The 25,918-nt window shown below is 61.0% G+C and carries 23 protein-coding genes, 1 tRNA gene and 1 pseudogene; 8 read left to right on the top strand and 17 right to left on the bottom strand.

Features of this window, described 5'->3' with window-relative positions; all coding sequences use genetic code 11:
- Positions 1–29 precede the first annotated feature (29 nt).
- From OIU37_RS16670 to OIU37_RS16645, 6 genes are all read right to left on the bottom strand, one after another.
- Positions 30–1,004: an ABC transporter permease gene (locus OIU37_RS16670; protein ID WP_003545129.1), complete on the bottom strand. Its 975-nt coding sequence runs from the start codon at positions 1,002–1,004 to the stop codon at positions 30–32.
- 121 nt (positions 1,005–1,125) lie between these two features.
- Positions 1,126–2,679: a sugar ABC transporter ATP-binding protein gene (locus OIU37_RS16665; protein ID WP_264258090.1), complete on the bottom strand. Its 1,554-nt coding sequence runs from the start codon at positions 2,677–2,679 to the stop codon at positions 1,126–1,128.
- 104 nt (positions 2,680–2,783) lie between these two features.
- Positions 2,784–3,773: an ABC transporter substrate-binding protein gene (locus tag OIU37_RS16660; RefSeq protein ID WP_171601736.1), complete on the bottom strand. Its 990-nt coding sequence runs from the start codon at positions 3,771–3,773 to the stop codon at positions 2,784–2,786.
- Between the two features lie 208 nt (positions 3,774–3,981).
- Positions 3,982–4,428, bottom strand: coding sequence for an RbsD/FucU family protein (locus OIU37_RS16655; protein ID WP_264258089.1), 447 nt, complete (start codon positions 4,426–4,428; stop codon positions 3,982–3,984).
- Positions 4,429–4,437: 9 nt separating this feature from the next.
- Positions 4,438–5,457 (bottom strand): aldo/keto reductase, encoded by a 1,020-nt coding sequence (locus tag OIU37_RS16650; protein WP_264258088.1) that lies wholly within the window; start codon positions 5,455–5,457, stop codon positions 4,438–4,440.
- A gap of 48 nt (positions 5,458–5,505) precedes the next feature.
- Entirely contained in the window at positions 5,506–7,008 is a 1,503-nt protein-coding gene (locus tag OIU37_RS16645; RefSeq protein ID WP_264258087.1) for a UxaA family hydrolase, read from the bottom strand.
- Between the two features lie 340 nt (positions 7,009–7,348).
- Here OIU37_RS16645 and OIU37_RS16640 point away from each other — a divergent pair, with 340 nt between their 5' ends.
- Positions 7,349–8,248, top strand: a complete 900-nt coding sequence (locus OIU37_RS16640) for a GntR family transcriptional regulator (RefSeq protein WP_168314547.1) — start codon at positions 7,349–7,351, stop codon at positions 8,246–8,248.
- Between the two features lie 61 nt (positions 8,249–8,309).
- Here OIU37_RS16640 and OIU37_RS16635 read toward each other — a convergent pair whose 3' ends face one another.
- Complete coding sequence (locus OIU37_RS16635) at positions 8,310–8,786, bottom strand: nucleoside deaminase (protein WP_168307847.1); 477 nt, start codon at positions 8,784–8,786, stop codon at positions 8,310–8,312.
- 361 nt (positions 8,787–9,147) lie between these two features.
- Here OIU37_RS16635 and OIU37_RS16630 point away from each other — a divergent pair, with 361 nt between their 5' ends.
- Entirely contained in the window at positions 9,148–11,145 is a 1,998-nt protein-coding gene (locus OIU37_RS16630) for an ABC transporter ATP-binding protein/permease (RefSeq protein WP_264258086.1), read from the top strand.
- 35 nt (positions 11,146–11,180) lie between these two features.
- On the opposite strand, the gene OIU37_RS16625 is transcribed toward OIU37_RS16630, so the two are convergent.
- A complete protein-coding gene (locus OIU37_RS16625; RefSeq protein WP_264258085.1) occupies positions 11,181–11,561 on the bottom strand; it encodes a GFA family protein in 381 nt (126 codons plus the stop codon).
- A gap of 31 nt (positions 11,562–11,592) precedes the next feature.
- The gene (locus tag OIU37_RS16620; protein ID WP_264258084.1) at positions 11,593–12,051 is read right to left on the bottom strand and encodes a MarR family winged helix-turn-helix transcriptional regulator; all 459 of its coding nucleotides are present in this window, start codon (positions 12,049–12,051) and stop codon (positions 11,593–11,595) included.
- 127 nt (positions 12,052–12,178) lie between these two features.
- On the opposite strand from OIU37_RS16620, the pseudogene OIU37_RS16615 reads away from it, so the two are divergent.
- A pseudogene (locus OIU37_RS16615) lies at positions 12,179–12,549 on the top strand (nuclear transport factor 2 family protein).
- An 83-nt stretch (positions 12,550–12,632) separates the two neighbouring features.
- Here OIU37_RS16615 and OIU37_RS16610 read toward each other — a convergent pair.
- The 7 genes from OIU37_RS16610 to OIU37_RS16580 form a co-directional block, all read right to left on the bottom strand.
- A complete protein-coding gene (locus OIU37_RS16610; protein ID WP_264258083.1) occupies positions 12,633–13,079 on the bottom strand; it encodes a hypothetical protein in 447 nt (148 codons plus the stop codon).
- 40 nt (positions 13,080–13,119) lie between these two features.
- On the bottom strand, positions 13,120–14,610 hold the full coding sequence (locus tag OIU37_RS16605; protein ID WP_180693887.1) for an MDR family MFS transporter: 1,491 nt from the start codon (positions 14,608–14,610) through the stop codon (positions 13,120–13,122).
- Positions 14,611–14,867: 257 nt separating this feature from the next.
- The gene (locus OIU37_RS16600; protein ID WP_180693886.1) at positions 14,868–15,278 is read right to left on the bottom strand and encodes a hypothetical protein; all 411 of its coding nucleotides are present in this window, start codon (positions 15,276–15,278) and stop codon (positions 14,868–14,870) included.
- A gap of 219 nt (positions 15,279–15,497) precedes the next feature.
- Positions 15,498–15,821, bottom strand: a complete 324-nt coding sequence (locus tag OIU37_RS16595) for an addiction module antidote protein (RefSeq protein ID WP_264258082.1) — start codon at positions 15,819–15,821, stop codon at positions 15,498–15,500.
- 158 nt (positions 15,822–15,979) lie between these two features.
- Positions 15,980–16,453, bottom strand: a complete 474-nt coding sequence (locus OIU37_RS16590; RefSeq protein WP_264258081.1) for a hypothetical protein — start codon at positions 16,451–16,453, stop codon at positions 15,980–15,982.
- A 206-nt stretch (positions 16,454–16,659) separates the two neighbouring features.
- A tRNA-Thr gene (locus OIU37_RS16585) sits at positions 16,660–16,735 on the bottom strand.
- Positions 16,736–16,857: 122 nt separating this feature from the next.
- The gene (locus tag OIU37_RS16580; RefSeq protein WP_264258080.1) at positions 16,858–17,817 is read right to left on the bottom strand and encodes a nitronate monooxygenase family protein; all 960 of its coding nucleotides are present in this window, start codon (positions 17,815–17,817) and stop codon (positions 16,858–16,860) included.
- A 286-nt stretch (positions 17,818–18,103) separates the two neighbouring features.
- On the opposite strand from OIU37_RS16580, the gene OIU37_RS16575 reads away from it, so the two are divergent.
- Positions 18,104–19,288 (top strand): regulator, encoded by a 1,185-nt coding sequence (locus OIU37_RS16575; protein ID WP_180693882.1) that lies wholly within the window; start codon positions 18,104–18,106, stop codon positions 19,286–19,288.
- Positions 19,289–19,361: 73 nt separating this feature from the next.
- Here the strand turns inward: OIU37_RS16575 and ppk2 are convergent, their stop codons facing one another.
- Complete coding sequence (gene ppk2 / locus OIU37_RS16570; RefSeq protein WP_264258079.1) at positions 19,362–20,243, bottom strand: polyphosphate kinase 2; 882 nt, start codon at positions 20,241–20,243, stop codon at positions 19,362–19,364.
- Between the two features lie 240 nt (positions 20,244–20,483).
- Between ppk2 and phoR the strand changes: the two genes are divergently transcribed.
- The 4 genes from phoR (at position 20,484) to pstA (ending at position 25,908) form a co-directional block, all read left to right on the top strand.
- A complete protein-coding gene (gene phoR / locus OIU37_RS16565; protein ID WP_180693880.1) occupies positions 20,484–21,707 on the top strand; it encodes a phosphate regulon sensor histidine kinase PhoR in 1,224 nt (407 codons plus the stop codon).
- 197 nt (positions 21,708–21,904) lie between these two features.
- Complete coding sequence (locus OIU37_RS16560; RefSeq protein ID WP_171601714.1) at positions 21,905–22,939, top strand: substrate-binding domain-containing protein; 1,035 nt, start codon at positions 21,905–21,907, stop codon at positions 22,937–22,939.
- Between the two features lie 168 nt (positions 22,940–23,107).
- Positions 23,108–24,589, top strand: coding sequence for a phosphate ABC transporter permease subunit PstC (pstC, locus tag OIU37_RS16555; RefSeq protein ID WP_264258078.1), 1,482 nt, complete (start codon positions 23,108–23,110; stop codon positions 24,587–24,589).
- Entirely contained in the window at positions 24,586–25,908 is a 1,323-nt protein-coding gene (pstA, locus tag OIU37_RS16550) for a phosphate ABC transporter permease PstA (protein ID WP_180693879.1), read from the top strand. Before pstC ends, pstA begins: the two co-directional genes overlap by 4 nt.
- The last annotated feature ends 10 nt before the right edge of the window (positions 25,909–25,918 follow it).

Below are 25,918 nucleotides of genomic sequence, written 5' to 3'. Positions count from 1 at the left end.
GCTTGTTCAGGCCGGCTGTCTCTTGTCGCTCAATTGCTCCGGCGGCGGCGCAGCTGGTCGAAGAACACGATCACGATGATCAGCAGACCGGTGATGATGCGCTGCCAGAAGGAGTTGACGTTCAGAAGGTTCGCGCCGTTGTTGATGGTGGCGAGAATGAAGGCGCCGATCAGCGGGCCATGCACCGAGCCGACCGCGCCAAACAGGCTGGTGCCGCCGATGACGGAGGAGGCGATCGCCTGCAGTTCCCAGCCGTCCGCCTGTGTCGCATTGCCGATGGCGATGCGCGAGGCAAGCAGCACGCCGACGAAGGCGGCGAAGGAGGCAGACAGGATATAGGCGAGGTAGATCATGCCCTTGACATTGACGCCGGAAAGGCGCGCCGCCTCGGCGTTCGAACCGACCGCGAAGAGATACCGGCCCCAGCGGCTCAGATGCAGGAAGATGAAGGATGGGACCGCCACCAGGATGACCATCCAGAACAGGCTCGGAATACTGAGCAAATCGGCGCGGGCGAAATTGCTGAAACCTTCATTGGTGATGTTGATCGTCGAGCCGTTGGTGATCAGCAGACCGATGCCGCGCAGGGATGTCAGGGTTGCCAGCGTGATGATGAACGGAGGCAGGCCCATATGCACGATGCCGAAGCCATGAAAGGCGCCGATCGCCACACCCATCAGCAGCGTCAGCGCGATCGCACCCCAGACCGGCACGCCCGCCTGCAGCAGCCAGGCGATGATCACGGTGCAGAAGCCGACGATGGCGCCGACCGAAAGGTCGATGCCGGCGGTGATGATGACAAAGGTCTGACCGAGCGCCAGGATTGCCGTCATCGCGCCCTGACGCAGCAGGTTCGAGATATTGAGCGGCGTCCAGAAGCTCGGGGTGACAACGCCAAGCACGATCCAGAGGAAGATCAGCAGGCCGATCAGCGTCAGGCCGAACAGGATGTTCATTTTCCGGCGCGGCGGCGGCGCGACGATTTCGGTGGGGGTGGCAGTCATGAATTTTCTCCCTCTTAGAGAATTTCCGCTTTTCTCCGAAGCGCGGGAATTCTCCATCTATTTGTTTTACGCAATTTCCGGACGCAAAACCGCAGCGCACTTTTGCTGGAATTGCTTGTGCTCAGACGCCGATCGCTTCGCTGAGCACTTCTTCATGCGTCGCCGCGTGATAATAATGGCTCGCGACGATTGTGCCGGCGCGGAAGACGTGCAGCCGGTCGGCCAGTTCGTAGACCTCAGGCAGGTAGGAAGAGATCAGGATGATACCGGCGCCGTCCTTCAGAAGCTGGGCGAACAGCCGGTAGATTTCCGCCTTGGTGCCGACGTCGACGCCGACGGTCGGCTCGTCGAAGATGAAAAGCCGGGCGCCGTGGCTCAGCCACTTGCCGATGACGATCTTCTGCTGATTGCCGCCCGACATGCTGGAGGCCGGAACGCGCCGGCTCGGTGTCTTGATGCTGAGATTGCGGATCTGCTGGTCGGCATTGGCCGATTCGCGCGCGTGGTTGATCACCGGCCCGTGGCTCAGCCGCCCGAACACCGGCAGGTTGATGTTCAGCCCGATCGGCAGGTTGAGGCAAAGCCCCTGGTCGCGCCGGCTTTCCGGCGCCAGCGCAATGCCGAGCTCCATGGCGGTGCGTTCATTGCGGATGTCGACACGTTTGCCCATCCATTCGACATCGCCGGATGTCGTCGGCTGGCGGCCGTAGAGCCCGAGCGCAAATTCGCTGCGCCCGGCGCCGATCAGGCCGTAGAGGCCGACGATCTGTCCCGCCTTGACGCTCAGCGATACATCTTCGAAGCCCGGGCCGGAGAGGCCGTTGACAGTGAGGATCGTCTCGCCGATCGCAATTTCTTCCTTGTGGTAGATCTGTTCAATCGAGCGGTTGATCATCAGCGAGATCAGTTCGGCATCGTTGGTCTCGCCGATCAGGCGCGTGCCGACATGCGTGCCGTCGCGCAGCACCGAGACACGGTCGGCAAGCTCGAAGACTTCCTCCATGCGGTGGCTGATATAGACGATGGTGACGCCTTCGCCTTGCAAGCGTCGGATCAGCTTGAAGAGCTGCGCCGATTCCTGGCGGGTGAGATAGGCGGTGGGTTCATCGAAGATCAGGAATTGCGTGCCGCGCATCGCCGCGCGCGCGGTTGCCACCAGCTGCTGCTGGCCGATGGTCAGTTCGCTCAGCAGTGCACCCGCCGGCAGGCCGAAGCCGAGATCGTCGAGCACGGCCTGTGCCATCTTCTCCATCTGCTTCTTGCGCATCAGGCCGAAGCGGTTGACCTCGTCTCCGAGGAAGAGATTGGCGGCGACCGTCAGGTGCCGGCAGAGCACGACCTCCTGGTGCACGGCGTTGATGCCGCGCGCAATTGTCTCGTTCGGTGTCGCCAGTGCCACTGGTTGGCCGCACCACAGCACTTCGCCGGCGGTGCGGGTAATGACGCCGGTCAGCAATTTGATGAGGGTGGATTTGCCGGCGCCGTTTTCGCCGACGATCGCGTGGATTTCGCCGGCAAGAAAGGTCAGCGTCGCTGGCTTCAGCGCCTGCACATGACCGTAATTCTTCTGCAGGCCCCTGAGTTCGAGGATAGGCGATCCGGCGGGAATTCGATTGGCTTCTTTCAGCGTCGCGCTGTCATCATGGCGATGACTGACCTCTTCCAGTCCGATCATGGGACCTCTCCTCCTTGTGTCGCGTCTGCTCTCCATCCCCTGCAAAACATAGCACGGATGGAAAAGGCCGCGCCGGTTTTTGAGCCGGCGCGGCCTCTCTCGTCTTACTTGATCTTCGGGTTCAGGAGCGCGTCGATCTTCGGATCGGCCATATTCGCCTTGGTCACGAGGTTGGCGCCGGTATCGACATTTTCCGGAACCTTCTCGCCCTTGGAGACGGCAAGCGCGGTCTTGATGCCGTCATAGCCCATGCGGTAGGGGTCCTGAACGACGAGGCCGGCAATCGCGCCGTCCTTGAGGAAGCCGACCGTCTTGTCGTCGCTGTCGAAGCCGATGACTTTGATCTTGTCGCCCAGCTTGTTTTCGGCGATCGCCTGGCCGACGCCCTGCGCCAGGATCAGGTTCGAGGCGAAGACACCGACGAGGTTCGGGTTGGCCGTGATCAGGTCAGTCATCATGTTAAGGCCGGTCGTCGCCTGGCCGTCACCGTACTTGTCGGCGATCACCTTCAGACCCGGATATTTGGTCTTGACCTGATCCAGGAAGCCTTCGCGGCGCTGCTCCAGCGAGCCGACGCCCGGAAGGTTGGTGAGGATGACGATTTCGCCTTCTTCCTTGCCCGTCATCTCCTTGATGGCGGCGGCAAGACCGTCGGCGGCGATGCGGCCGCCCTGGACGTTGTCGGTCGTCAGGAACGACTTGAATGCCTTGGAGTCGGCGCCCGAGTCGATGCCGATGATCGGAACCGACTTGGCGGCTTCGTCGATCGGCTTGCCGAGCGCCTTGAATTCCGTCGGCGAGATGACGATGGCGGCCGGCTTGCCGGCGACGGCGTTCTCAAGAATGCTGATCTGGCCGTTGACGTCGGATTCGGCCTGTGCGCCGAGTTCCGGCACGTTGACGCCGAGATCCTTGCCGGCCTTGCGGGCGCCGGCCAGAACGATCTGCCAGTAGAAGGACGTCGTGTCCTTGACGATGATCGGGATCGTCACGTCGGCTGCAAACGACGGTGCCGGCATCGCCGTGGCGATGACGGCGGCGCCCGCAAGCGCGGTGAAGGCGCGGCGAGACAGAAGGGATTTCACGATGCTCATTTGGGTTCTCCTCTCAGGGTGCGTTCTCCTCCGAATAAATCGGCCGCTGAACGCAGGCGGACGATTTTTATCGATAAAAAACATTTGCCAGGTGAAGCTAGCCGAGGCGCAATCAAATTGCAAGAGTGCCAAACCGGCTTTTTTGCTTTGGTAAACTCCCGCCAAGCAACTGATTTTATTCCAATACAACGATACCCTAAAATAGGGATCAGGCCTTGTCGACCTCGTGCGGATGGACGACCCCCTTTTTCAAAATCAGGTTGCCGTAGAGCCGGAATTCCGTCGTCGCGACGATGTAGGTGGCCTTGCGGGCCATCGCGTAAAACGCAAAACGCTCCACCGGCACGATGCGGAAATCGCCGGCGTGCTTGGAAACGATCTGCTGGAACTCGGTGCAGACCTCCGGCATCGCATCGGGATCGCCGACCACCTCCATCCGCCACGCCGCTTCCGGCACGAAAGTGTCGAGCGGCATATGGGTCAGGATGGCCTCGGTCATCGCCGTGGCGCTGACGCCGTCGGCACGAATGACCGGCGGGCCCATAGAGCCCGAGGGAAAATTGGCGTCCGATATGACGATGTCGTCGCCATGTCCCATGGTCTTCAATGCATGGAGCAGGTCGGGGCCAAGCAGCGGATGAATACCCTTGAGCATAGTCTCTCCTCAGACTCGGACGGCTTCGGCGCCGAGCGGCGGCGCAACCAGCGTATAGGGTTCGAATTCGGCATAGATCTCGTCGGCAAGCCGCGGCTCGACGATCTCCATATTGCGCGTCAGGCTCGAGGGCTTGGCCGTGCCGATCAGCACCGATGCGACGATCGCCTCGCGCAGCGGAAACTGCAGGGCGGGCGCTGCCAGCGGCACGCCGTGGCTCTTGGCGATCGCCTCCATGGCGCCGACCTTGGCAAGCACCTCGTCATCAGCCGGCATATAGTCGAAATGCGAACCCGGCACCGGGCCGGTGGCGAGGATGCCGGAGTTGAAGACGCCGCCGACGACGAGCGACGTGCCTTTCTGCCGGCAGAGCGGCAGCAGTTCGGCAACGGCCGAGCGGTCGAGCAGCGTGTAGCGGCCGGCGAGCAGGATACAGTCGAGATCGGAATGGCGCATGACCTCGAGGCAGACGGGCACCTCGTTGACGCCGAGGCCGAAGGCGGAGATCGCGCCAGACGACTTCAGCTCCTCCAGCGCCTTCACGCCGGAATCGAGAAACTGCTTCTGGTGGACCGCATTCTTCGCCGCGCCATGGGTGTAGACGCCGAGGTCGTGCACATAGAGGATATCGATGCGGTTGAGGCCGAGCCGCGCATAGCTGAACTCGACCGAGCGCATGATGCCGTCATAGGAATAGTCGTAATCGGCATCGAAGGAGAGCGGATCAACATAGCTGTAATCAGGCACGGTGCCGGTCGGCACCGGCCGAAGCAGCCGGCCGACCTTGGTGGACAGCACGTAAGAGCCGTCCGGCTGGTCGCGCAGGAAATCGCCGACCCGCCGCTCGGCAAGGCCGAGCCCATACCAGGGCGCCACGTCGAAATAGCGGATGCCGCTGTCCCAGGCTGCCTGCAGCGTGTCCATCGCCTGCTCGCGCGGGCAGGCGCGGTAGAGGCCGCCGAGAGCGGCCGCGCCGAAACTGATTTCGGTCACCTCCAGCTTGGTCTTGCCGATCTTTCTCGTCTTCATCACGCCTCCTCGCGAAGAACTGTCTATTTAAAGCGTCGCGCGCAGATTTCAGAGCGTCGCACCGAGATGCCACGGCACGAATTCATTGTCGCCGTAGCCGAAGATCTCGCTCTTGGTCTTCTTGCCCGAGGCCGTATCGATGATGAGGTCGAAGATCTCGCGGCCCTTGCCGCTGATTGTCGCATCGCCGGTGGCGATGGTGCCGCAATCGATGTCCATATCCTCTTCCATCGAGGCATAGAGCGCCGAATTGCTGGAAAGCTTCAGCGACGGCGCCGGCCGACAGCCGAAGCAGCTGCCGCGGCCTGTGGTAAAGGCGATCATGTTTGCCCCGCCCGCCACCTGGCCGGTTGCCGAGACGGGGTCGTAGCCGGGCGTGTCCATGAAGACGAGGCCGGGGGCCGTGACCCGTTCGGCATAACCATAGACCGCCGTCAGCGGCGAACGCCCGCCCTTGGCGACGGCGCCGAGCGACTTTTCGAGAATAGTGGTGAGACCGCCGCGCTTGTTGCCGGGCGAGGGGTTGTTGTCGAGCGAGGCGCCGTGCAGGGCGACGTACTCCTCCCACCAGGCGATCTTGTCGTCGAGCTTCTTTGCCACCTCGTCGCTGACGGCGCGGCTGCGCAGCAGATGTTCCGCACCATAGATTTCCGAGGTCTCCGACAGGATAGCCGTGCCGCCGGCCGCCGCCAGCAGGTCGGCCGCGACACCCAGCGCCGGATTGGCGGTGATGCCGGAAAAGCCGTCCGAGCCGCCGCATTGCAGGCCGATGATGATCTCGCCGATCGACATCGGCACGCGCTTTTCTTTGCCGACATCAGCGGCGATTTCGCGCAGCATGCCCATGGCGCGTTCCACCGCGCGGCGCGAGCCGCCGGCATCCTGAATGTTGAAATGCCGCTTCGAGGCGCCCGCACCACTCTGGCCATACAGCGTCAGCTGATTGACCTCGCAGCCGAGGCCGATCATCAGCACGCCGCCGAAATTCACATGTCGTGTATAGCCGGCGAGCGTCCGGTGCAGCACGTTCATGCCGTCGCCGGTCGAGCTCATGCCGCAGCCCTGGTCATGCACGATCGGCACGAAACCGTCGATGCCCTCGTAATGCGGCAGGATCGTCCGGTTCGCCTCGTCGGCGATTGCCCGGCAGACCGTGGTGGAACAGTTCACGCTGGCGATGATGCCGATATAGTTGCGGGTTGCCGCCCGCCCGTCGGCGCGGCGATAGCCCATGAAGGTGCGCCCGACGTCGTCGGCTGTCGCCGTTTCCGGCGCCGAATTGGCGGTCGCTGCCAGCCGGTCGTTTTCGAAATGCAGGTTGTGGCTGTGCACGTGGTCGCCGGCCTTGACCTCGGCGGTCGTGCGGCCGATCGCCTGTCCGTATTTGACCACCGGTGACCCGAGCGGAATATCCGCTATCGCCACCTTGTGGCCGGGGTCGATCTTCTCACGTGTCTGAATGCCGGCAACCGTCGAACCCGGCGCGATTGCCGCCGTTGCGACCGCGACATTGTCGCCGGCCGAAAGGATGATCCAAGGCAATTTATCCAATGTCGTCTCCCTAGAGCATGATGCCGAAATGTGTCAGCGGTTTTCGGACGACATCATGCTCTAACTATTTAATTTAGAACAGGATTCAGATTTTTAGGCCATCCCACCTAAAATCATCCTGTTCTAGCGAAACGCTCGCTGCATCGGCGAAAGCGCATTGATTTTGTTTTTTATCTACAATAAACATTTTCAAGTCAACGGGAATATTGATCCTGTGGACGAGGGAGGCAATGAGCCGCAGGCGACCGGAAATAAGCTAAAGGTCGTTTGAACAAGCCCCGGTCCGCTCCGTCCTGCTTTGAAGCGGGGCGACGGTCACGAGGGCGGAAAGCGGGGTCTGGTGGCAAGGCAGAATACGGTCTTCAAGGAAGCCTATAACAGGTATGCCGCAGCCCTGCGCACGGATACCGCGCTGCCCTCGGAACCGGAGATCGCCGCCCAGCTCGGCGTCAGCCGTTCGACGGCGCGCGCCATCCTGACGCGGCTCAGCGAAGAGGGCATCATCCGCTGGAACAAACGCCAGAAGATCGTGCTGCGCCAGCCGACCGACCACGACCTCTTTCCCTCTGAAGAAACCGACTCCCTGCATGATATCATCGAGCGCAGCTTCATGCAGCGCATCCTTGCCGATGATGCAGCACCCGGCATGCAGATCAACGAATTGGAGCTTGCCCGCGAGATCGGCACCGGCACGACCAGCGTGCGCGAGTTCCTGATCCGCTTCTCCCGCTTCGGCCTCATCGAGAAACGCCCGAACAGCCACTGGACGCTCAAAGGCTTCACCCGCGAATTCGCCCTCGAACTTGCCGATGTGCGCGAAATGTTCGAGCTGCATTCCGCCGCCGAATTCGGCCGGCTTCCAAGGGATAATCAGAGCTGGGCCGATCTTGCCGCCATCCGCGACGAACATCACGCCATGCTTGCCGACATCAACCAGCGCTTCAAGGATTTCTCCGTCCTCGACGAGCGCTTCCACCTGCTGATCCACCGAGCCTCGAAGAACCGCTTCATCGCCGATTTCTACGACGCCATCGCCATCGTCTTCCACTATCATTACCAGTGGAACAAGACCGCCGCGCGCCAGCGCAACGAGCGCGCCATCCACGAACATCTGGATTATATCGCAGCGCTGGAATCCGGCGACCAGGCGGCGATCGAAACCGCCTGCCGCGCGCATCTGCACTCCGCCCGCCAGACCCTGCTGCAATCCTTGCCGCAGATCGCCACCGAAACCGCCTGAGGGCGAGCAACTCCAGACACCGCTTCGATGTGCTCGCCAGCGGCATTCGGGAGGAATGAGGCTATGCCTTGCCCAGATGCTTCGGCCAGAATTCCTGATGGACCTCGGCGGCTTCGTCTTCGAGATTCGGGTCCGGGCCAACCACAGTGACGATGCGTGCGCCGGTTTGCAACACCGCCCGGCTCGGCACGTTCAACCCGATCCCGGCGATCTCGCCAAGCCGCGTTTCGGAGCATGCAAACACCATACGCCCGATGCCCGACCAGTAAATCGCCCCGGAGCACATCGCGCACGGCTCGGTGCTGGTGTAGAGCGTGCAGCCCGCGAGAAAAGCGGTGTCGTAGTGTTGTGCCGCCAGTTTAACCAGATTCATCTCGGCGTGGTTCGTCATATCGTGGCCGGTGAAGACGCTGTTTTCGGCGCGGAGAATGACTTCGCCGTCCTTCACCAGCACCGACCCAAACGGTTCGTCGCCGTTTTCCACCGCAGATTTCGAGAGCGCAATCGCCTCGCGCAAAAACGGCTCGTGGTTTTCCATCAGGATTTCCCCAGACACTAGAGCGGGCTGATCTTGTCTGGAATCGAAGGGTTTTCCAAGAGGGTGCAAATCAGATTCAAGATGCTGGCTGGGGGAAAGGCGGCCAGCATGGACGGGTAAATCCGTCACGATATGTCGGCAAATCCTCGGGGCTGATCCGGGTGCTGCATCAAAGCGGTTGAAATAACCTCTTCGATGCATGCCTCGACCTGTCCTTCTGACCCCGTAAACGGGGCGAAGGGGATATGCCGCACTCTCCCCGTTTTTACGGGGAGAGGGTTAGGGTGAGGGGCAGATGTTTTCGATACGGCGGATGGCAGCCATCATGAAACCTTTTGATTTGTAAGCCGTTATCGTGCTCATGACGGCCGCCAAACTCAATCCGAAATCGGTCGATGGCACCGAACCGCACGGTGCCGAGAAGTCGCGCCAGGAGAAGGCGTCGACTGCCGAAGTCGTGCTGCCGCCAGATGCCATCCCACCCGATCCGGAGTTGACGCCTGAGGAAGCCGAGCAGGCGCGCAAGCGGTATTTGCTGAAGCGTTTCTGGATCAGCGCGCGCCGCTATTGGGGCCGTGGAGGTGACAAACTCGCCTGGCCGTGCACCATCGGCCTATTGACCCTGATCTGCATGAATGTCGGTTTCCAGTATGGAATCAATCTCTGGAACCGCGCGATTTTTGACGCCCTTGAGCAACATAATGCCCGCACCGTCTATGTCTTGAGCGTCGTATTCCTGCCACTGGCGCTCGGAACTGCAGCCCTTGTTACGACACAAGTCGCCCTTCGCATGATGATTCAACGCCGCTGGCGTTCCTGGCTGACGACCGCCGTCATCGCGCGCTGGCTCGCAAGCGGTCGTTACTATCAGCTGAACCTCATCGGCGGCGACCATAAGAACCCCGAAGCGCGCATCGCGGAGGATTTGCGGATTGCCACCGAAGCACCTGTCGATTTCATCTCCGGTGTCATTGCCGCCTTTCTGTCGGCCTCGACCTTCATCCTGGTGCTCTGGACGATCGGCGGGGCACTCACTCTGACGATCGCAGGTTCGACCGTCACTGTTCCCGGCTTTCTCGTGATCACTGCGGTCCTCTATGCCGCGATCACATCAAGTTCGATGACGGTCATCGGCCGCCATTTCGTCCGCGTCTCCGAGGCTAAAAACCAAGCGGAAGCCGAATTTCGCTATACGCTGACGCATGTGCGGGAAAACGGCGAGAGCATCGCATTGCTCGGCGGCGAAGAGGAGGAGCGGAACGACCTCGGCAAGACCTTCGCCAATGTGCTTAGGCAATGGGCGCTGCTTGCACGCCAGCACATGCGCACAGCGCTTGTGTCGCAGGGATCGAGCCTGTTTGCGCCAGTCGTCCCGGTTTTGCTGTGCGCTCCCAAGTATCTCGAAGGCAGCATGACGCTTGGGCAGGTCATGCAGGCTGCCTCTGCCTTCGCCATCGTTCAGAGCGCGTTCGGATGGCTGGTCGACAACTACCCCCGTCTTGCCGATTGGAACGCCTGTGCACGGCGCATCGCTTCGCTGATGATGTCGCTCGATGGGCTCGAGCGCGCCGAACAGAGCGACTCTCTGGGGCGCATCAAGCATGGTGAAACCGAAGGCGATGCGATGCTCAGCCTGAACGAACTCTCCGTATCGCTTGACGATGGCACCGCCGTGGTCAAGGAAACCCAGGTCGTGATCGAAGCGGGCGAGCGGGTGCTCGTCGCCGGCGAATCCGGGTCCGGCAAGAGCACGCTGGTGCGGGCCATCGCAGGTCTTTGGCCGTGGGGTGAGGGCAGCGTCAATTTCCACGCCGACAGACGATTGTTCATGTTGCCGCAACGGCCCTATATCCCTTCGGGCACGCTTCGCCGTGCCGTCGCCTATCCCGGCGCCGCCGATAGCTGGACGCTGGACAAGATCAAGGCGGCGCTCGACAAGGTGGGGCTCGATTATCTGAACGACAAGATCGAGGAAGATGCGCCCTGGGACCAGACCTTGTCTGGCGGTGAAAAGCAGCGGCTCGCCTTCGCGCGTCTGCTGCTCCACCATCCCGATATCATCGTGCTGGATGAAGCAACCTCAGCACTCGATGAGAAGAGCCAGGATAAGATGATGCAGATGGTGATCGATGAATTGCCTGACGTGACCATCATCAGTGTCGCGCATCGGGCTGAGCTCGAAGCCTTCCATAGCCGCAAGATCACGCTGGAGCGGCGCGAGGGCGGCGCAAAGCTTGTCAGCGATATTGATCTTGTCCCGCGCAAGAGAAAACGGAACTTGCTGTCGCGCGTTTTGAAGAACCCCTCACTGCCGAAAGGCAGCACGAGTTCGAATGAAGGTGGCACCGTCCCAGAATAGAAATTGAAGGGCGCTCGCGGATGAGCAACAGCTACCTATTGCTCGTTCTGGGGCAGGTTGTCGGTGATGTCGTAGTAGTCGCCTTTGTCAGCGACAAAGATATGCATTTTCAGTTTGGTTTCGGTCGGGCCATCAAATGCACCCATCGCGACAGCAATCCAGTCATGATGAGGTGGATCCCAAAACAGCGACGATCCACATACGGCGCAAAATCCACGCCTCACCTTTTCTGAGGATTGATACCAGGTGACACTTTCGCCTCCCTGGATGGTGATCTGACGCTTTGGCACGTCGGTCGAAGCGAAAAAATGGCCGGATTGTTTTCGGCATTTGGAGCAATGGCACGCATCCGGCGCTCTGAGATCGCCGTCGATTTCAAAAGTTACCGCGCCACACAGACAGGATCCTTTATGCATAAACGTTCCTCTCATAAGCCCGATCGCGCCTCTAAAACCGCGCCGAGGATTCCGCGCTTGCAATCTGATCCAGATTTTCGATCAGCCGCGTGAGCAGATCGACAAGTTGTCCCGCTTCCGCACCCGTGAACCCAGTCAATGCCTCTTTATTTCCTTGGAACAGGGCGACAATTGCCTCCGGCATGCGTTCCTGTGCGGTTTTCGTCAGCACGATGCGGCTGCTGCGACCGTCAGCCGGGTCGGGTGTCCGCTCAATCAATCCATCCCTCTCCATGCGAGCGAGCATCTGCGCCATCGGCGGTTGCTCGACCCTGGCAAAGCGGGCGAGGTCGCGTTGCGTGCTGGCCTTGCCATTTTCCAGCGCCACCAGCACAGGCAACTGGCCAACACCGAAGCCGAGCGGTTTAAGGCGTGACTCGCTGAGACGGGCGAATCCCCGCGCCGCAAGACTGATGAGATGCCCCGGCGTAGAAAGCACGTCTTCATCCATTCCGCTTGACCCCTTGTCTGCGCTTGACCGCAAGATATATATGTACGTATGTATATTGATGTGCGGCATGAGGCAAGGCCGTTTCGATGCCGCGCAGCGAATGTTTCAATCCCATCGAGGAAATGACATGTCTCAAAATGACGTCGAAATGATCAAGCGCATCTATGCCAGCTTCAACGCCAGAGACATCGACGCTGTCCTTGCCGTCCTGTCCGATGATGGGCCAACGGCATGGATGGCGGCCACGTTCATGGCCGTCAGGCCGTACGCGACTATTGGACACGGCAGTGGGCCGTCATCAGTCCCCATGTCGAGCCGGTCACATTTGAAGAAACGCCAGATGGCGCTATCGCTGTCGAGGTGATCCAGTCGGTATTCGACCTCGATGGCCGGCCGCTGGAAGGGCAAAGTCATGGCCTGAAGGATAAGACCGTGACGCATATCTTCCGCATGGAAGGCGACAAGATCGTCCGTTTTGATATCCGGGATGCCCACTAAGCTTGCACTCACTATGCTGGGGCAACTCTCCCAACATAATCCACCGGTGTGACAAGGCAGTGCAGAACAGCATTGTCTGGAATCTACCAGAATTTCCACCATGGACGCTTTGGATCGGGAGACACCGAACGCTCGGACGCGAGTATGACATTCGTCGGCGTCACGATGATCTCGCCATCACGGCCATAATATTCTCCCTCTTCTCCCTGGACTTTGGCATCGAGAGATTGGGCGATAAGCCACATTTTCCGACAGATTTCTTGATCGGGATTTTTAACGACGATGTTGCCTCCGCTCCACCAAAGCCATGCGGCATTTTCCCGATTTTCGCCGCGTGAGTATCCTATCCACACGCAAATGCCCGCCTGTTCCACCCGTAAAACACCCCCGTCGACGGTGGGGGTTTCAGCAAAACCGTCATGCTGAATTTCGGAATCATTGGCGACATATTCGAGCCAATCGTCGAGAGCGATCGACGGAGACGCATCGAACCAATTTGTCTTGCGAGTAATGTGAAGATCGTAACCCATCAGAGCCTCTTACCTAAGTCGCGCCGAACGGCTGAACCGCTTAATGCGAGGCGGCCTCGCTGGCGACAGCCGCCCTCTCGCGCTTCTGGCTAGGCCCGACCGGGATCAGCCAGGTGGTGAAGAAGGTCAGCACCGCGACGACGACCACGCCCCAGAAGCTCCAGTGCAGGGCCGCGTTGAAGACGGCGCGGATCGCCGGATCGGCGGCGAGTGTTGAAAGCCCGGTCGGCTGGTTCAGCGCCTGATGCAGGCCCGCCGCCGCCGCGCCGCTCGCATAATGGTTGATGCCGGCATTGAGGATGGCGCCGAGCACGGTGGCGCCGAGCGTATTGCCGAGGCTGCGGGCAAAGATGATCGAGGCTGTGGCGCTGCCGCGCATCGACCATTCGACGCTGTCCTGCACAAGCACGATGCTGGTGAGGCTGATGAGACCCATGCCGAAGCCCATGAAGAACGAGCCGGCGCCGGCAACGACCGGCGAACTGTCAGGGGTCAGGAACAACAGGAAACAGGCGCCGAAAGGAAACATCAGGCTGCCGACTCGCAGCGTGCGGCGGATGCCGAAGGCCTTGTAGAAGCGGCTGGAGAGCATCACCGCCAAGGGCCAGCCGACGACGAGCATGGTCAGCGTGAACCCCGCGACAAGAGGCGAGCGGCCGAGCACGCCCTGCACATAGAGCGGCAGGATTGTCGAAAGCCCGATCAGCGCCATGCCGGCCAGCAGCGTCGCCGCATTGCTGGTCGCGATCAGCCTTCGGCTCCAGAGCGGGATCGATATGATCGGCTCCGGCGCCCGCTTCTCCTGGGCGAGAAAGAGCAGGCCCGTGACAACGAAGACGGCGAAAAGCGAAAGCAGGATCCAAGCGCTCGCATCGGTTTCCGTCAGCATGACGAGAAGCGCCACGATCGAGATCGAAAACAGCACCGATCCGAGGTAATCGATCTTTGCCTGCTTGTGCGCCACGTCCTCCTTGAGGAAGACCATGAAGGCGATGATCGAGATGACGCCGATCGGCAGGTTGATCCAGAAGATCCAGGCCCAGGAGATATTGTCTACGATTATGCCGCCGGCAAGCGGCCCGACGACGGCCGAGGTCGCCCAGACGGTCGCCATCGCGCCCTGCACGCGGCCGCGCTCCTCGAGCTTGAAGAGATCGCCGATGATCGTCATCGTCACCGGCTGGATGGCGCCGGCGCCGAGCCCCTGCAGCAGCCGGAACAGCACCAGCGACATCATCGACCAGGCAAGCCCGCAGAGCAGCGAGCCGACCAGGAAGATGAGGATGCCGCCGATCAGCACCGGCTTGCGCCCGAAAATGTCGGAAAGCTTGCCGTAGATGACTGTGGTCGTCGACTGCGCCAGCAGGAAGGCCGAAAACACCCAGCTGTAATAGGAAAAGCCGCCGAGCTCCCCGACGATGCGCGGCATCGCGGTCGCCACGATCGTCGCCTCGATCGCCACCATGAAGGTCGCGAGCATGATGGTGGCGACGATAAGCACGCGGTTCGAGCGTTGCGCTGCATTCGGCATGACGATCCTCTTCGGGTGCTCCGCAGATGCCGGAAATATCGGCAGGCCGGCTGGGTGTGGGGCGATGTGCCGCTTGCGGAGTGATGCCGTCCTTTTACGACCTCAAGCCCGGCCGGTAAAGCAGGCATCGACTGCTTTCTCTCGGCAGCCAGTCTTTCGCGCATTTCGGCGAGTGGCGGCCGAAAGCGAAGGCCCGGCGCCATTCCGCTCCGGGTCTTCGCTTTTGTCAGAAGGAAAGGCGAACAATCACCTCATCCTCACTGCGGGCATGCCTCACTGAGCGAGCCGGTGTCCGCGCTTCCGCTGGTGCAACCCGGCGTTTGCTGCAGATTGGGATTGACCCCGCCGGGATTGATCGTGCTGCGGCCGCTGTTGAGATTGACGCCGCCACCGCCGGTCGTGCTGCCGGTGGTGCCGGGATCGGTTCCGACAGAACCTGTGCCCGTCGAGCCGGTGCCGACCGTCCCGGTGCCCGTTGCACCGCCGCCGACCGACCCAGTGCCAGCTGACCCGGCGCCTGCGGAACCGGCGCCCGAACTCCCCGATCCGCCGATAACCGGCGCCACCGAAAGCCGCCCATTGGCATCCGCCCCACCGGCCGTCTGCGCCATGGCCGAACCGGCGAGACCGATCGAAAGCAGTGATATCGCGATGAACTTGCAGGACATGATGTTCTCCATGCTTGTTGTCTCACGGGAGGAAACCGGCACGGGGGTGGCATTGTTCCTGTCGGAGTTGCGGTTTTCACGGTCGTTTGATTGAGACAGATAACGGCCTGGGGCGACTACTGGACCTGTATCTCCATGAGGGACAGAAAGCGGGCTGTCGAGGCTCGAAATTTTCTTTGATGTCAGATCGGCCGCAGCATCGGAATTGTATCGTGGCTGCTATGCAGATCGGCGCTCGTCCTCGCGCGCATCTGAATCATCCACACGCGTCGCTGTCAGCTTGTATCCGAGAGCTGCAGCTACACCGATGAGCGTTGAAAGCTTTGGGTCGCCTTTCTCACTGAGCGATTTGTAGAGACTCTCGCGACTAACGCCGGCATCCCGGGCGACTTGTGACATGCCGCGAGCTTTCGCAACAACGCCCAATGCATGGGCGATATAACCTGCATCCCCGCTTTCAAACGCATCGTCAATGAGATGGGCCCGAGATTCTTCGGCATCCAGGAACTCGGTTGCGTCAAAAGGGATGATTTCAAGCGCCATCTCATATCTCCTTGGACATTTCGATTGCTCGCTTGATGTCCCGCTCCTGGCTACCCTTGTCGCCCCCGCACAGCGTCTATTCCTGCAGCATGGAGGAGGAATTCTGAGATCTTACCCGCTAGCCGACTAGTCTGTTGGCGGTGTAAACAGCCATCCTGTCATTCGTCATCCATCAACTGAAACTTCCGCGCCGCCTGAGGGCAGAGGAGCTTGAACTGCTCGATCAGCGGCGGCATGCCTGAGGCGCACGACACATCTGCGTCCTCTGGTAATGGGAAAGTGACACGCAGCGGTTCTCCGCGAGGAGGAACGAAGGACAGGGTGCCTTCGCTGCAATTGGCGGTGGAGCGGTAGGCGTCTTTCCCATTCGCTTTAGTATACGTCGCCACGCACTGCTTCACAGTAAGTTTGCCGCCATGTGCTGTTGTCTCACCTCCTGGGTCTCGCTCGCAGTATTCCCGGAAATTGGCTTGAGTGACCTTTCCTTTCATAACTGCGGTGCTTGAATCGGTGCCGGTCCTGCTGACAAGCGTTCCGTTCCATCCAGCACATGAGGCGAGAGGGAAGTCTGCTGCCTGCGCAGCGGACAAGCTAAATGTGAAAAGCGCGATACTTAAAAGAGATGCCCTCATAGATCCTCCTAATCGCCAAGCTGCTCTCGTTCGATCGATATCGGTCGCGCATGTGTAGATGAAGGGCAGCCCAGCCGCCTAGAGTGAAGTCGCGCTCAAACTGTTGAAGCTTGCCTGCCAAGTGGCCAAAGGTAATCTTATAAAGTGAATTCAGAATTTTAAGAGAGGCTTAAAATGTAGGTTTTCAGCACGCGACTAAAGAAAAATGGTGCCGCTTGCAGGACTCGAACCTGCGACCCCATCATTACGAATGATGTGCTCTACCACCTGAGCTAAAGCGGCGTTTCACGGCCGAAGCATGCGGCCTGCGATTTGCATGGCGCTGATACAGGCATTGATCGAAGATTTCAAGCGCCCTGTCATGGCTTTGGCAAAAAAGAGGGGAGGGGCCAAGAAGGCGCGGCTCAGAGCGCCAGCCGGGCACGCGCCGCCCTGTATTCGGCTTCCAGCCGGTCGACGAGTTTGGCGACTGGCTCGACGGCCTTGATGGCGCTGATGCCCTGGCCGCTGCCCCATATGTCCTTCCAGGCCTTGGCGCCGCCGACAGCCTGCTCGAAATCCATCTTCGAGACATCGGCAAGCGGCAGGTTGTCCGGGTCCATGCCGGCAGCCACGATCGAGGGCTTGAGATAGTTGCCGTGCACGCCGGTGAAATAGTTGGAATAGACGATATCGCTGGCGGCCCCTTCGACGATCGCCTGCTTGTAGGCGTCCGCGGCGCGCGCTTCTTGCGTTGCGATGAAGGGCGAGCCGATATAGGCCATGTCGGCGCCCATCGCTTCTGCGGCGAGGATCGCGCCGCCGGTGGCGATGGCGCCGGCCAGCAGCAGCGGCCCGTCGAACCATTCGCGGATTTCCTGGACAAGGGCAAAGGGTGAGAGCGTGCCGGCATGGCCTCCGGCGCCGGCGGCGACCGCTATCAGCCCGTCGGCGCCCTTGCGAATCGCCGAATGGGCGTGGCGGTTGTTGATAATGTCATGCAGCACGATGCCGCCATAGGAATGGACGGCGGCATTGACCTCCGGCACGGCGCCCAGCGAGGAGATGACGATCGGCACCTTGTATTTGACGCAGAGCATAAGGTCGTGCTCCAGCCGCTTGTTCGACATGTGGACAATCTGATTGACGGCAAAGGGGGCCGCCGGCCTCTCCGGATGGGCGGCGTCGTGGCGGGCGAGCTCCTCGGTAATCTCCGCCAGCCATTCGTCGAGCTGGCTTTCCGGCCGGGCGTTCAGTGCCGGAAACGCTCCGACGATGCCGGCCTTGCATTGCGCCAGCGTCAGCGCCGGATGCGAGATGATGAACAGCGGCGAGCCGATAACCGGCAGTCTCAATCTGTCCTTGAGGATCGGGGGCAGGGCCATGCTTCACCACTTCCATTGACGTTTACGAAAACGTCAATCTCATAACAGAGATGAAAAGCCGATAAAAGACCGGCTGCCATGCCTTCGTCGATTTCGGCCCGAATATATACGCCCGAGAAAGCTAATAGAATAAGGCCCGTAAGCGGTGAAAGCAGCCGATATCCCCGCCGATCGACCGAGGCCGGGCCTGCAAGGCTTGCGGTTTGCCGCACTTGCCGCTACCGAATTTTGATGGAGAACGGCAGGGATTGCAGTCCGATGCCGAATTCAAGGTGAAGGACTGAATGTGAGCGGATTAGAAACGGCCATCAGAACAGCGCTCGAGAATTCCGATCGCGATAATCCGGAGGTTCGAGCGAGGATCTATCAGTCGGCCCGCCAGGCGCTGGAAGCCGGACTGCGCAAGCAGGACATCACCGACACCGAGGTCGTCGCCCATCACCGCCATCGCCTGGAAAGCACCATCCACGCCATCGAAGGCGAGGAGCGCGACCGTCTTCACCCCCGCCAGAGGCCGCCTGAAGTGCCCGTGCCGCCGGTCGTGGAAATGCCCGCACCGCCGGTTCACCAAGCCGAAGCCGATGAGTTCGACGGCCCCGTGGTATCAGGTGAGACCCGCGCGCCGGAGGTTATGCATCGCGGCGACGAGTCCAGCCTTGACGACGTGCATGCCGGCAATGCCGATCATCTGGCCGCCGCCCCCGTCGGCGAGGAGCGGCTCGCGCGCGGTCAGCGCGCCACCAATATGGATTTCCGCCCTGAGCGGGCGGCGGGCCGCCGCAAGCCTAGAAAATTCTTTTCGCGACTGCTCGTCTGGTGTGTCCTGCTGGCCTTCATCGGCATCGGCGCCTGGTGGGCGCATACGTCGGGCCTGCTGATGACGGCGGCCGAGCGCGACACCAGCGTCGCCAATCCGCCGGCAAGCACCCAGCCCGAGGATTTCACCGGCAATGATGAGAGCGCCGGGAATGCGGGCTCTCACACCGATCAGCCGGTGACTATCGATCCGCAGAACAGTTTCTCGGCCGATTGGATTCCGCTGTTCAAGCCTGAGGACGCCGACAAGATCCAGAGCGGCCCGCGGGCGCGCACCGAAAAAATCGCCGAGAACGACGGCCCCGCCGTCCGGCTGATTTCCGAAAGCGGTGCGGCCGATGGCAATATCTCGATCAGCGTGCCCCCATCGGTGCTGCAGCAGCTTGCCGGCAAATCTTCGACGATCGCGCTGACGCTGCAATCCACCACCGACGAGCCGACGCAGATCACTGTCGAATGCAATTTCCAGACGCTCGGCAATTGCGCCCGCCATCGCTTCAACGTCACCCGGGAAAAGTCGGATGCGCTGCTGCAGGTGAAGTTCGACCGCTCGCTCGCGCCGAATTCGCCGGGCACGCTGACGATCAACAGCGATCTCGACGGCAAGGCGCGCGGCATCAACCTCTTCGCTATCCGCATCCTGCCGGGGCAGTAAGGCCGGTCCCGGCTGAGCCGGTGACCCCAGCCCCGGCGAAGCCGGTGGCGTCGGTCCCGATGCGATCGGTGCCCTATTTCAAAAAGCCGGGGCCTGAGCCGATGATTTCCGCGTCGACCGTGCCGAGCCCCTGTTTGTCCTTGCCGTCATAATCCATCTTGTTCAGCATGTGGCGGATGAGTTCGAGGCGCGCCCGCCGCTTGTCATTGGCGCGGATCACCGTCCAGGGTGCGAAATCCGTATGGGTTTCCTTCAGCATCCGGTTGCGCTTGTCGCTGTAATCGTCCCATTTCGTCAGCGCCGCGATATCCATCGACGACAGTTTCCAGACTTTCAGCGGATCGTGCCGGCGGTCGTGGAAACGTTTGAGCTGCATCTCGCGGCCGATATCGAGATAGAATTTGAAGAAGAAGATGCCCTCATGGGCGATGATCTTTTCGAGCTGCGGCGCCTGTTTGAGGAAATCTTCGTATTGCTGCGGCGTGCAGAAGCCCATGACCGGCTCGACGCCGGCGCGGTTGTACCAGGAGCGGTCGAACAGCACGAATTCGCCGGCTGTCGGAAACTGCGCGACATAACGCTGGAAATACCATTGTCCCTGCTCGCGGTCGGTCGGTTTGGTCAGCGCCACGACCCGCGCAAGGCGTGGGTTCATATTCGCCGAGGAGGCCGAAATCGCGCCGCCCTTGCCGGCAGCGTCGCGCCCTTCGAACAGCGCCATCACCCGCTTACCGGTCGCCTGCAGCCAGAACTGCACCTTGACGAGTTCGATCTGCAGCTTTTCCAACTGCTCCAGATAGTCCTCCTCCTTGAGCTTCTTCTTGTGGGGAAAGTCGCCGGATTCCAGCGCGCGTTCGTCCACCCAGGCCGGCAGGGTGGGATCGTCGACGTCGAAGATGCGCTTCTTCCCGCGGATCTCCAGCTCCACGGCCCTGTTTTCGACGTCCTCGTCCATATCAGCCTCCACGCCCGATCGCTTCTCTTCCTGCAAGCGAACATATTTACCGTTGAAAATCAAATCTCTCGCGGTCGATCGGCAATTTTTCGTGGGTTCGGCTGCGGCTTTTCACTTCGGAGCGGCCGGCCGAAAACTTCTGTCATGAATTGCCGCTATCAGGCAGAGTTCCAATATAAGAAAAACGAATCGACGCCGCGAGGGCACTTGCCAGACGAAACTCCATGGAGAAAAAGCCTGTTGGCGCGCATAAGGCGCGAACGGCCGGTGCTGCTTGCGGCAATCCTCAGCGCGCTCGCCGCGCTTGCCGCCGGTATGAACAAGTGGGTTGTGCTTGTCCTGCTGCTTATGATGATCCTCACCGCGCTTTTCAACGAGGCGCCCATCATCAAGGCGGAACCCGCCGAGCCGGTCGAGATCGAGCCGGAGCTGCCGCCAAGCCGCCTGCCTGAAGTTTCCGCCACGCTTGCCGGCCTCGATATCCCCGTCATGGTGCTCTCGGACGATGCCTCGGTGCTCTTCCAGAACCGCGCTGCCGAAAAGGCCTTCGGCGAAGTGGCGCTCGGCGCCCATATATCGGCCCGCCTGCGCTCGCCGGGCGTGCTCGACATGGTGCGCGAAACCATCGCCACCAACGCGCCGAACCAGATAGAGCATGCCGAGCGGCTGCCCTCCGAGCGCGTCTATATCGTGCGCAGCGCACCCGTCGAATTCGCGGCCGATGACGGGCCACGTGAGCGCTATTTCATCCTGTCCTTCCGCGATATATCGGAGGTCCGCCGCATCGACCGCATGCGGTCGGATTTCGTCGCCAATGCGAGCCATGAGCTGCGCACGCCGCTTGCCTCGCTGCGTGGCTTTATCGAGACCATCCAGGGGCCGGCGAAGAACGATCTGAAGGCGCAGGCGCGCTTCCTCAATATCATGCTCGACCAGACGACGCGCATGAGCCGGCTGGTCGACGACCTGCTGTCGCTCTCCCGCCTGGAGCTGAAATCGCACATCGCGCCGGATGAGAAGGTCGATCTGGTGCCGCTGCTCGGCCATGTCAGAGACGCGCTTGTGCCACTGGCAAGGGATGTCGGCGTCGACATCAACCTGCATCTGCCCGACGGCAAGGTCGAGGTGCTGGGAGACCGCGACGAACTCGTCCAGGTCTTCGAGAACCTGATGGAAAATGCCTGCAAATACGGCCAGGAAGGCGAGATCGTCGATGTCTGGCTGAAGAACGGCACCGGCCAGCCGGTCGAGGTCAGCATCGTCGACAAAGGTCCGGGCATTCCGGCGGAACATGTGCCGCGCCTGACCGAGCGCTTCTACCGCGTCAGCATCGAGGACAGCCGCTCGAAAAAGGGCACCGGCCTCGGCCTTGCGATCGTCAAACACATCCTCACCCGCCACCGGGCGCGGCTGATCGTCAAGTCGGAAGTCGGCAAGGGGACCGATTTTACCGTCCGTTTCTGACCATATGTCGCAACACTTTTACGTTGCATAATTTTATTGTTTTAAATCAATATCTTGTATTGTCACAAATGTTTCATCGATTTGACATAAAAGGACGAGGCTTCAAGAGCTAAGAGAGTCCCGCCGATGAAAAAAGGCACTGCGAGGGCCTCTCTAATGGCCGCACTCACACAAGCCCAAATGCCGGGAGATTTCTAATGAACACCTTCAAGCTCACCGTTGCCGCGCTCGCTGCAACTGCTGCTTTCGCTGGCGCTGCCGTCGCCCGCGACCAGATTCAGATCGCTGGTTCGTCCACCGTCCTGCCTTACGCAAAGATCGTTGCCGAGTCCTTCGGCGAAACCTTCACCAACTTCAAGACGCCGGTCGTCGAATCCGGCGGCTCGGGCGCTGGCCTGAAGGAATTCTGCAAGGGCGTTGGCGAAGACACCATCGACATTGCGAATTCCTCGCGTCCGATCAACAAGAACGAAGTGGAAGCCTGCAAGGCTGCCGGTGTAACCGACATCCAGGAAGTCAAGATCGGTTATGACGGCATCGTCTTCGCAACCGACGCTTCCAACCCGGATCTCGCTTACGTTCCTGCCGATATCTACAAGGCCCTCGCAGCCCAGGTCGTCGTCGACGGCAAGCTCGTCGCCAACCCCTACAAGAAGTGGTCGGAAGTCAACCCGAAGCTCCCGGCTGTTGATATTGCCGCCTATATCCCGGGCGAAAAGCACGGCACGCGCGAAGTCTTCGAACAGAACGTTCTCGCTGCCGGCTGCAAGGCCTCTGGCGCAACCGACGTCATCGCCAAGGAAATCGCCGACAAGGCTGCCCAGGGCAAGGCCTGCGTCGCAGTCCGCAAGGACGGCGTTGCTGTCGACATCGACGGCGACTATCCGGAAACCCTCGCACGCATTGCCGCCAACAAGACCGGCGTCGGCGTATTCGGCCTTTCCTTCTACGAAAACAACGCCGACAAGCTCAAGGTCGCGAGCATGAGCGGTATCGTTCCGTCCACCGAAACGATCGCCAACGGCACCTACCCGGTTTCCCGCCCGCTGTTCTTCTACGTCAAGAAGGCACATCTCGGCGCTGTTCCGGGCCTGAAGGAATACGTCAACTTCTTCGTATCCGACCAGATGATCGGCCCTGACAGCCCGCTCGTCGAATACGGCCTGGTTGCCGCTCCGGATGCCGAGCGCGAAGCGATCCGCAAGGACGTCGAAGCCGGTAAGGCTATGTAATGACTTTTGCCGGCGCGGTGCCTTTTGGTCCGCGCCGGCATTGCTTATGCCCTGCGCGCCGGCGGTTCCGGAGCTGCAGGGTTGAATTCCTTCTCCATGATTGGAAGCTGAAGGCAGGCTGATCAAGCTGCCGGGCTTTTTGGGGCTATGGGCCTGGGGACGTAACGAATGAGCACATCCATCATACTTTTGTGCCTTATGGTGATCGGAGTCGCCGCCTATCTGGTCGCGCGCAACCGTGCCACGGCGCTTGCCGGAGGCAGATCCTCCTCACTGCATTCACGGCCGGCCTATTACGGCGCCTATGCGGCGATCTGGGCAGTTCTTCCCGCCCTCATCGTCCTTGGCCTCTGGCTCTCCATCAGCCCCGGCATCATCCAGTCCTCGGTTCGCGGCGCTTTTCCCGAAGACATCAGGGCTCAAGTCTCGGTCGAGCAGGATCTCGGCTATTCGACGGTGGCAACGGTTGCCCGTGGCCTGACGATGCTGACATCGGATGAAACTGCTGCGGTCGGCAACGATCCGGCTGCGCTGCAGGCCAAGCTCCTCGAAAAGGGCGTGCCGCTTGCCAGCCAGCCGCTGCCTTACATGATCGACGCCGCCAGGACGCTCAACGCCATGAGCATGACGAGCCGCATCGCCATGACGGCGATCGTCTTCGCTCTCGCCGTTGCCGGCGCCTTCTACGCGCTGCGCTCCATCGCTCCCCGCTTCCGCGCCCGCAACCGGGTCGAGCGCGTCATGCTCTGGGGCCTGCTGCTCGCCTCCTCGATCGCCATTCTGACGACGATCGGCATCGTGCTCTCCATGCTGTCGGAAGCCGCCCGCTTCTTTGCGGCCGTTCCCGCCATGGACTTCTTCTTCGGCACCGTCTGGGATCCGCGCTTTGCCGGCGCCGGCAGCTCGTCCTTCGGTCAGTTCGGCCTTATCCCGCTGCTGCTCGGCACGATCTATATCGGCCTGGTCGCCATGCTGGTCGCCGTGCCGGTCGGCCTCTTTGCCGCCATCTACATGGCCGAATACGCCTCGATGAAGGTGCGCTCGATCGCCAAGCCGCTGCTTGAAGTGCTCGCCGGCATTCCGACGATCGTCTACGGCTTCTTCGCGCTCGTCACCGTCGGCCCGTTCCTGCGCGATTTCTCCGCCCAGGTCAGCGGCCTTCTCTCCGGCAACTACAGCAATTTCATTCAGGCGCAGAGCGTTCTGACGGCCGGTATCGTCATGGGCATCATGCTGATCCCTTACGTGTCCTCGCTGTCGGACGATATCATCACCGCCGTGCCGCGGTCACTGCGTGACGGTTCGCTCGGTCTTGGTGCCACACGCTCCGAAACCATCAAGAAAGTGGTCTTGCCCGCAGCCCTTCCCGGCATCGTCGGCGCATTGCTGATGACTGCCTCGCGCGCCGTCGGCGAAACCATGATCGTCGTGCTGGCCGCTGGTGTGGCTGCCCGCATCCAGATCAACCCCTTCGAGCCGATGACGACGGTGACCGTCAAGATCGTCAACCAGCTGACCGGCGACCTTGAGTTCACCTCGCCGCAGACACTGGTTGCCTTTGCCCTTGGCATCACCCTGTTCTGCATCACGCTTTGCCTCAATATCTATGCGCTCTACATCGTGCGCAAATACCGGGAGCAGTACGAATGACGGATATTGTTTCTCCCACCGCCGGCGTCACCGTTTCCAAGGCGCCAGCCCGCCGCGATATCGGCATCAAGCGCCGCTATGCCGCCGAGCGCCGGTTCCAGGCCTATGGCATCGCCGCCATCACCTTCGGTCTCGTCTTCCTCTTCATCCTGCTGTGGACGGTGATCGGCAAAGGTTATACCGCCTTCCAGCAGACGGCGATCACCCTGCCGATCGAATTCGTTGAGAAGACGATCGACCCCGACAATAAGCGTGCGACCGACCCTTCGGTGCTGATCGCCGCCAACTATCCGGTTCTCCTGCGTGACGCGATCGTCAAGCAGCTGAACATCAATGCCTCGAGCCGTCCCGACGTGCGCGATGCATCCGCCATGCTGTCGAAGAGTGCGCCGATCCAGCTACGCGATATGGTGATCGCCGATCCGTCGATCATCGGCAAGACGGTCAATGTCACGGTGCTCGCCGACGCCAATGTCGACAGCGCCAACAAGGGCCAGATCGACCTCTTGGTCGATGAGAAGAACCGCAAGGTCAACGACAAGCAGGTTGGCTGGATGAACGAGCTGAAGGCGAGCGGTGCTCTCCACAAGCAGTTCAACACCGGCCTCTTCGTCAACGGCAACTCCAGCCGTCCGGAGGCCGCAGGCCTGGGCGTCGCCCTGATCGGCTCGCTCTACCTGATGCTGATCGTGCTCGTGCTTTCTCTGCCGATCGGCGTCGCCGCCTCGATCTATCTCGAGGAGTTTGCGCCGAAGAACAAGCTGACGGACCTGATCGAGGTCAACATCAACAACCTCGCCGCGGTCCCTTCCATCGTCTACGGTCTGCTCGGTCTTTCCGTCTTCATCAACTTCATCGGCCTGCCGCGCTCGGCTTCGCTGGTCGGCGGCCTGGTGCTGACGCTGATGACCCTGCCGACGATCATCATCGCGACGCGTGCGGCACTGCGCGCCGTGCCGCCGTCGATCCGCGCCGCAGCGCTCGGCCTCGGCGCTTCGAAAATGCAGATGGTGTTCCACCATGTGCTGCCGCTCGCCATGCCCGGCATCCTGACCGGCACGATCATCGGCCTGGCGCACGCGCTCGGCGAAACCGCGCCGCTGCTCTTGATCGGCATGGTCGCCTTCGTCGCCAATGCGCCGACGACACCGCTCGATCCCTCGACGGCTCTGCCCGTACAGGTCTATATGTGGGCCAACGAGGCCGAACGTGCCTTCGTTGAGCGTACTTCGGGTGCCATCATCGTCCTGCTCCTGTTCCTGATCGTCATGAACATGGGCGCCATCCTCTTGCGTCGTCGCTTCGAGCGCCGCTGGTAAACGGAGTTAC

The organism is Rhizobium sp. BT-226, assembly GCF_025847085.2.
GTDB lineage: Bacteria > Pseudomonadota > Alphaproteobacteria > Rhizobiales > Rhizobiaceae > Rhizobium > Rhizobium sophorae.
Note: the sequence above shows the minus strand (reverse complement) of the source record. Positions and strands in the feature narration are given on the sequence as shown.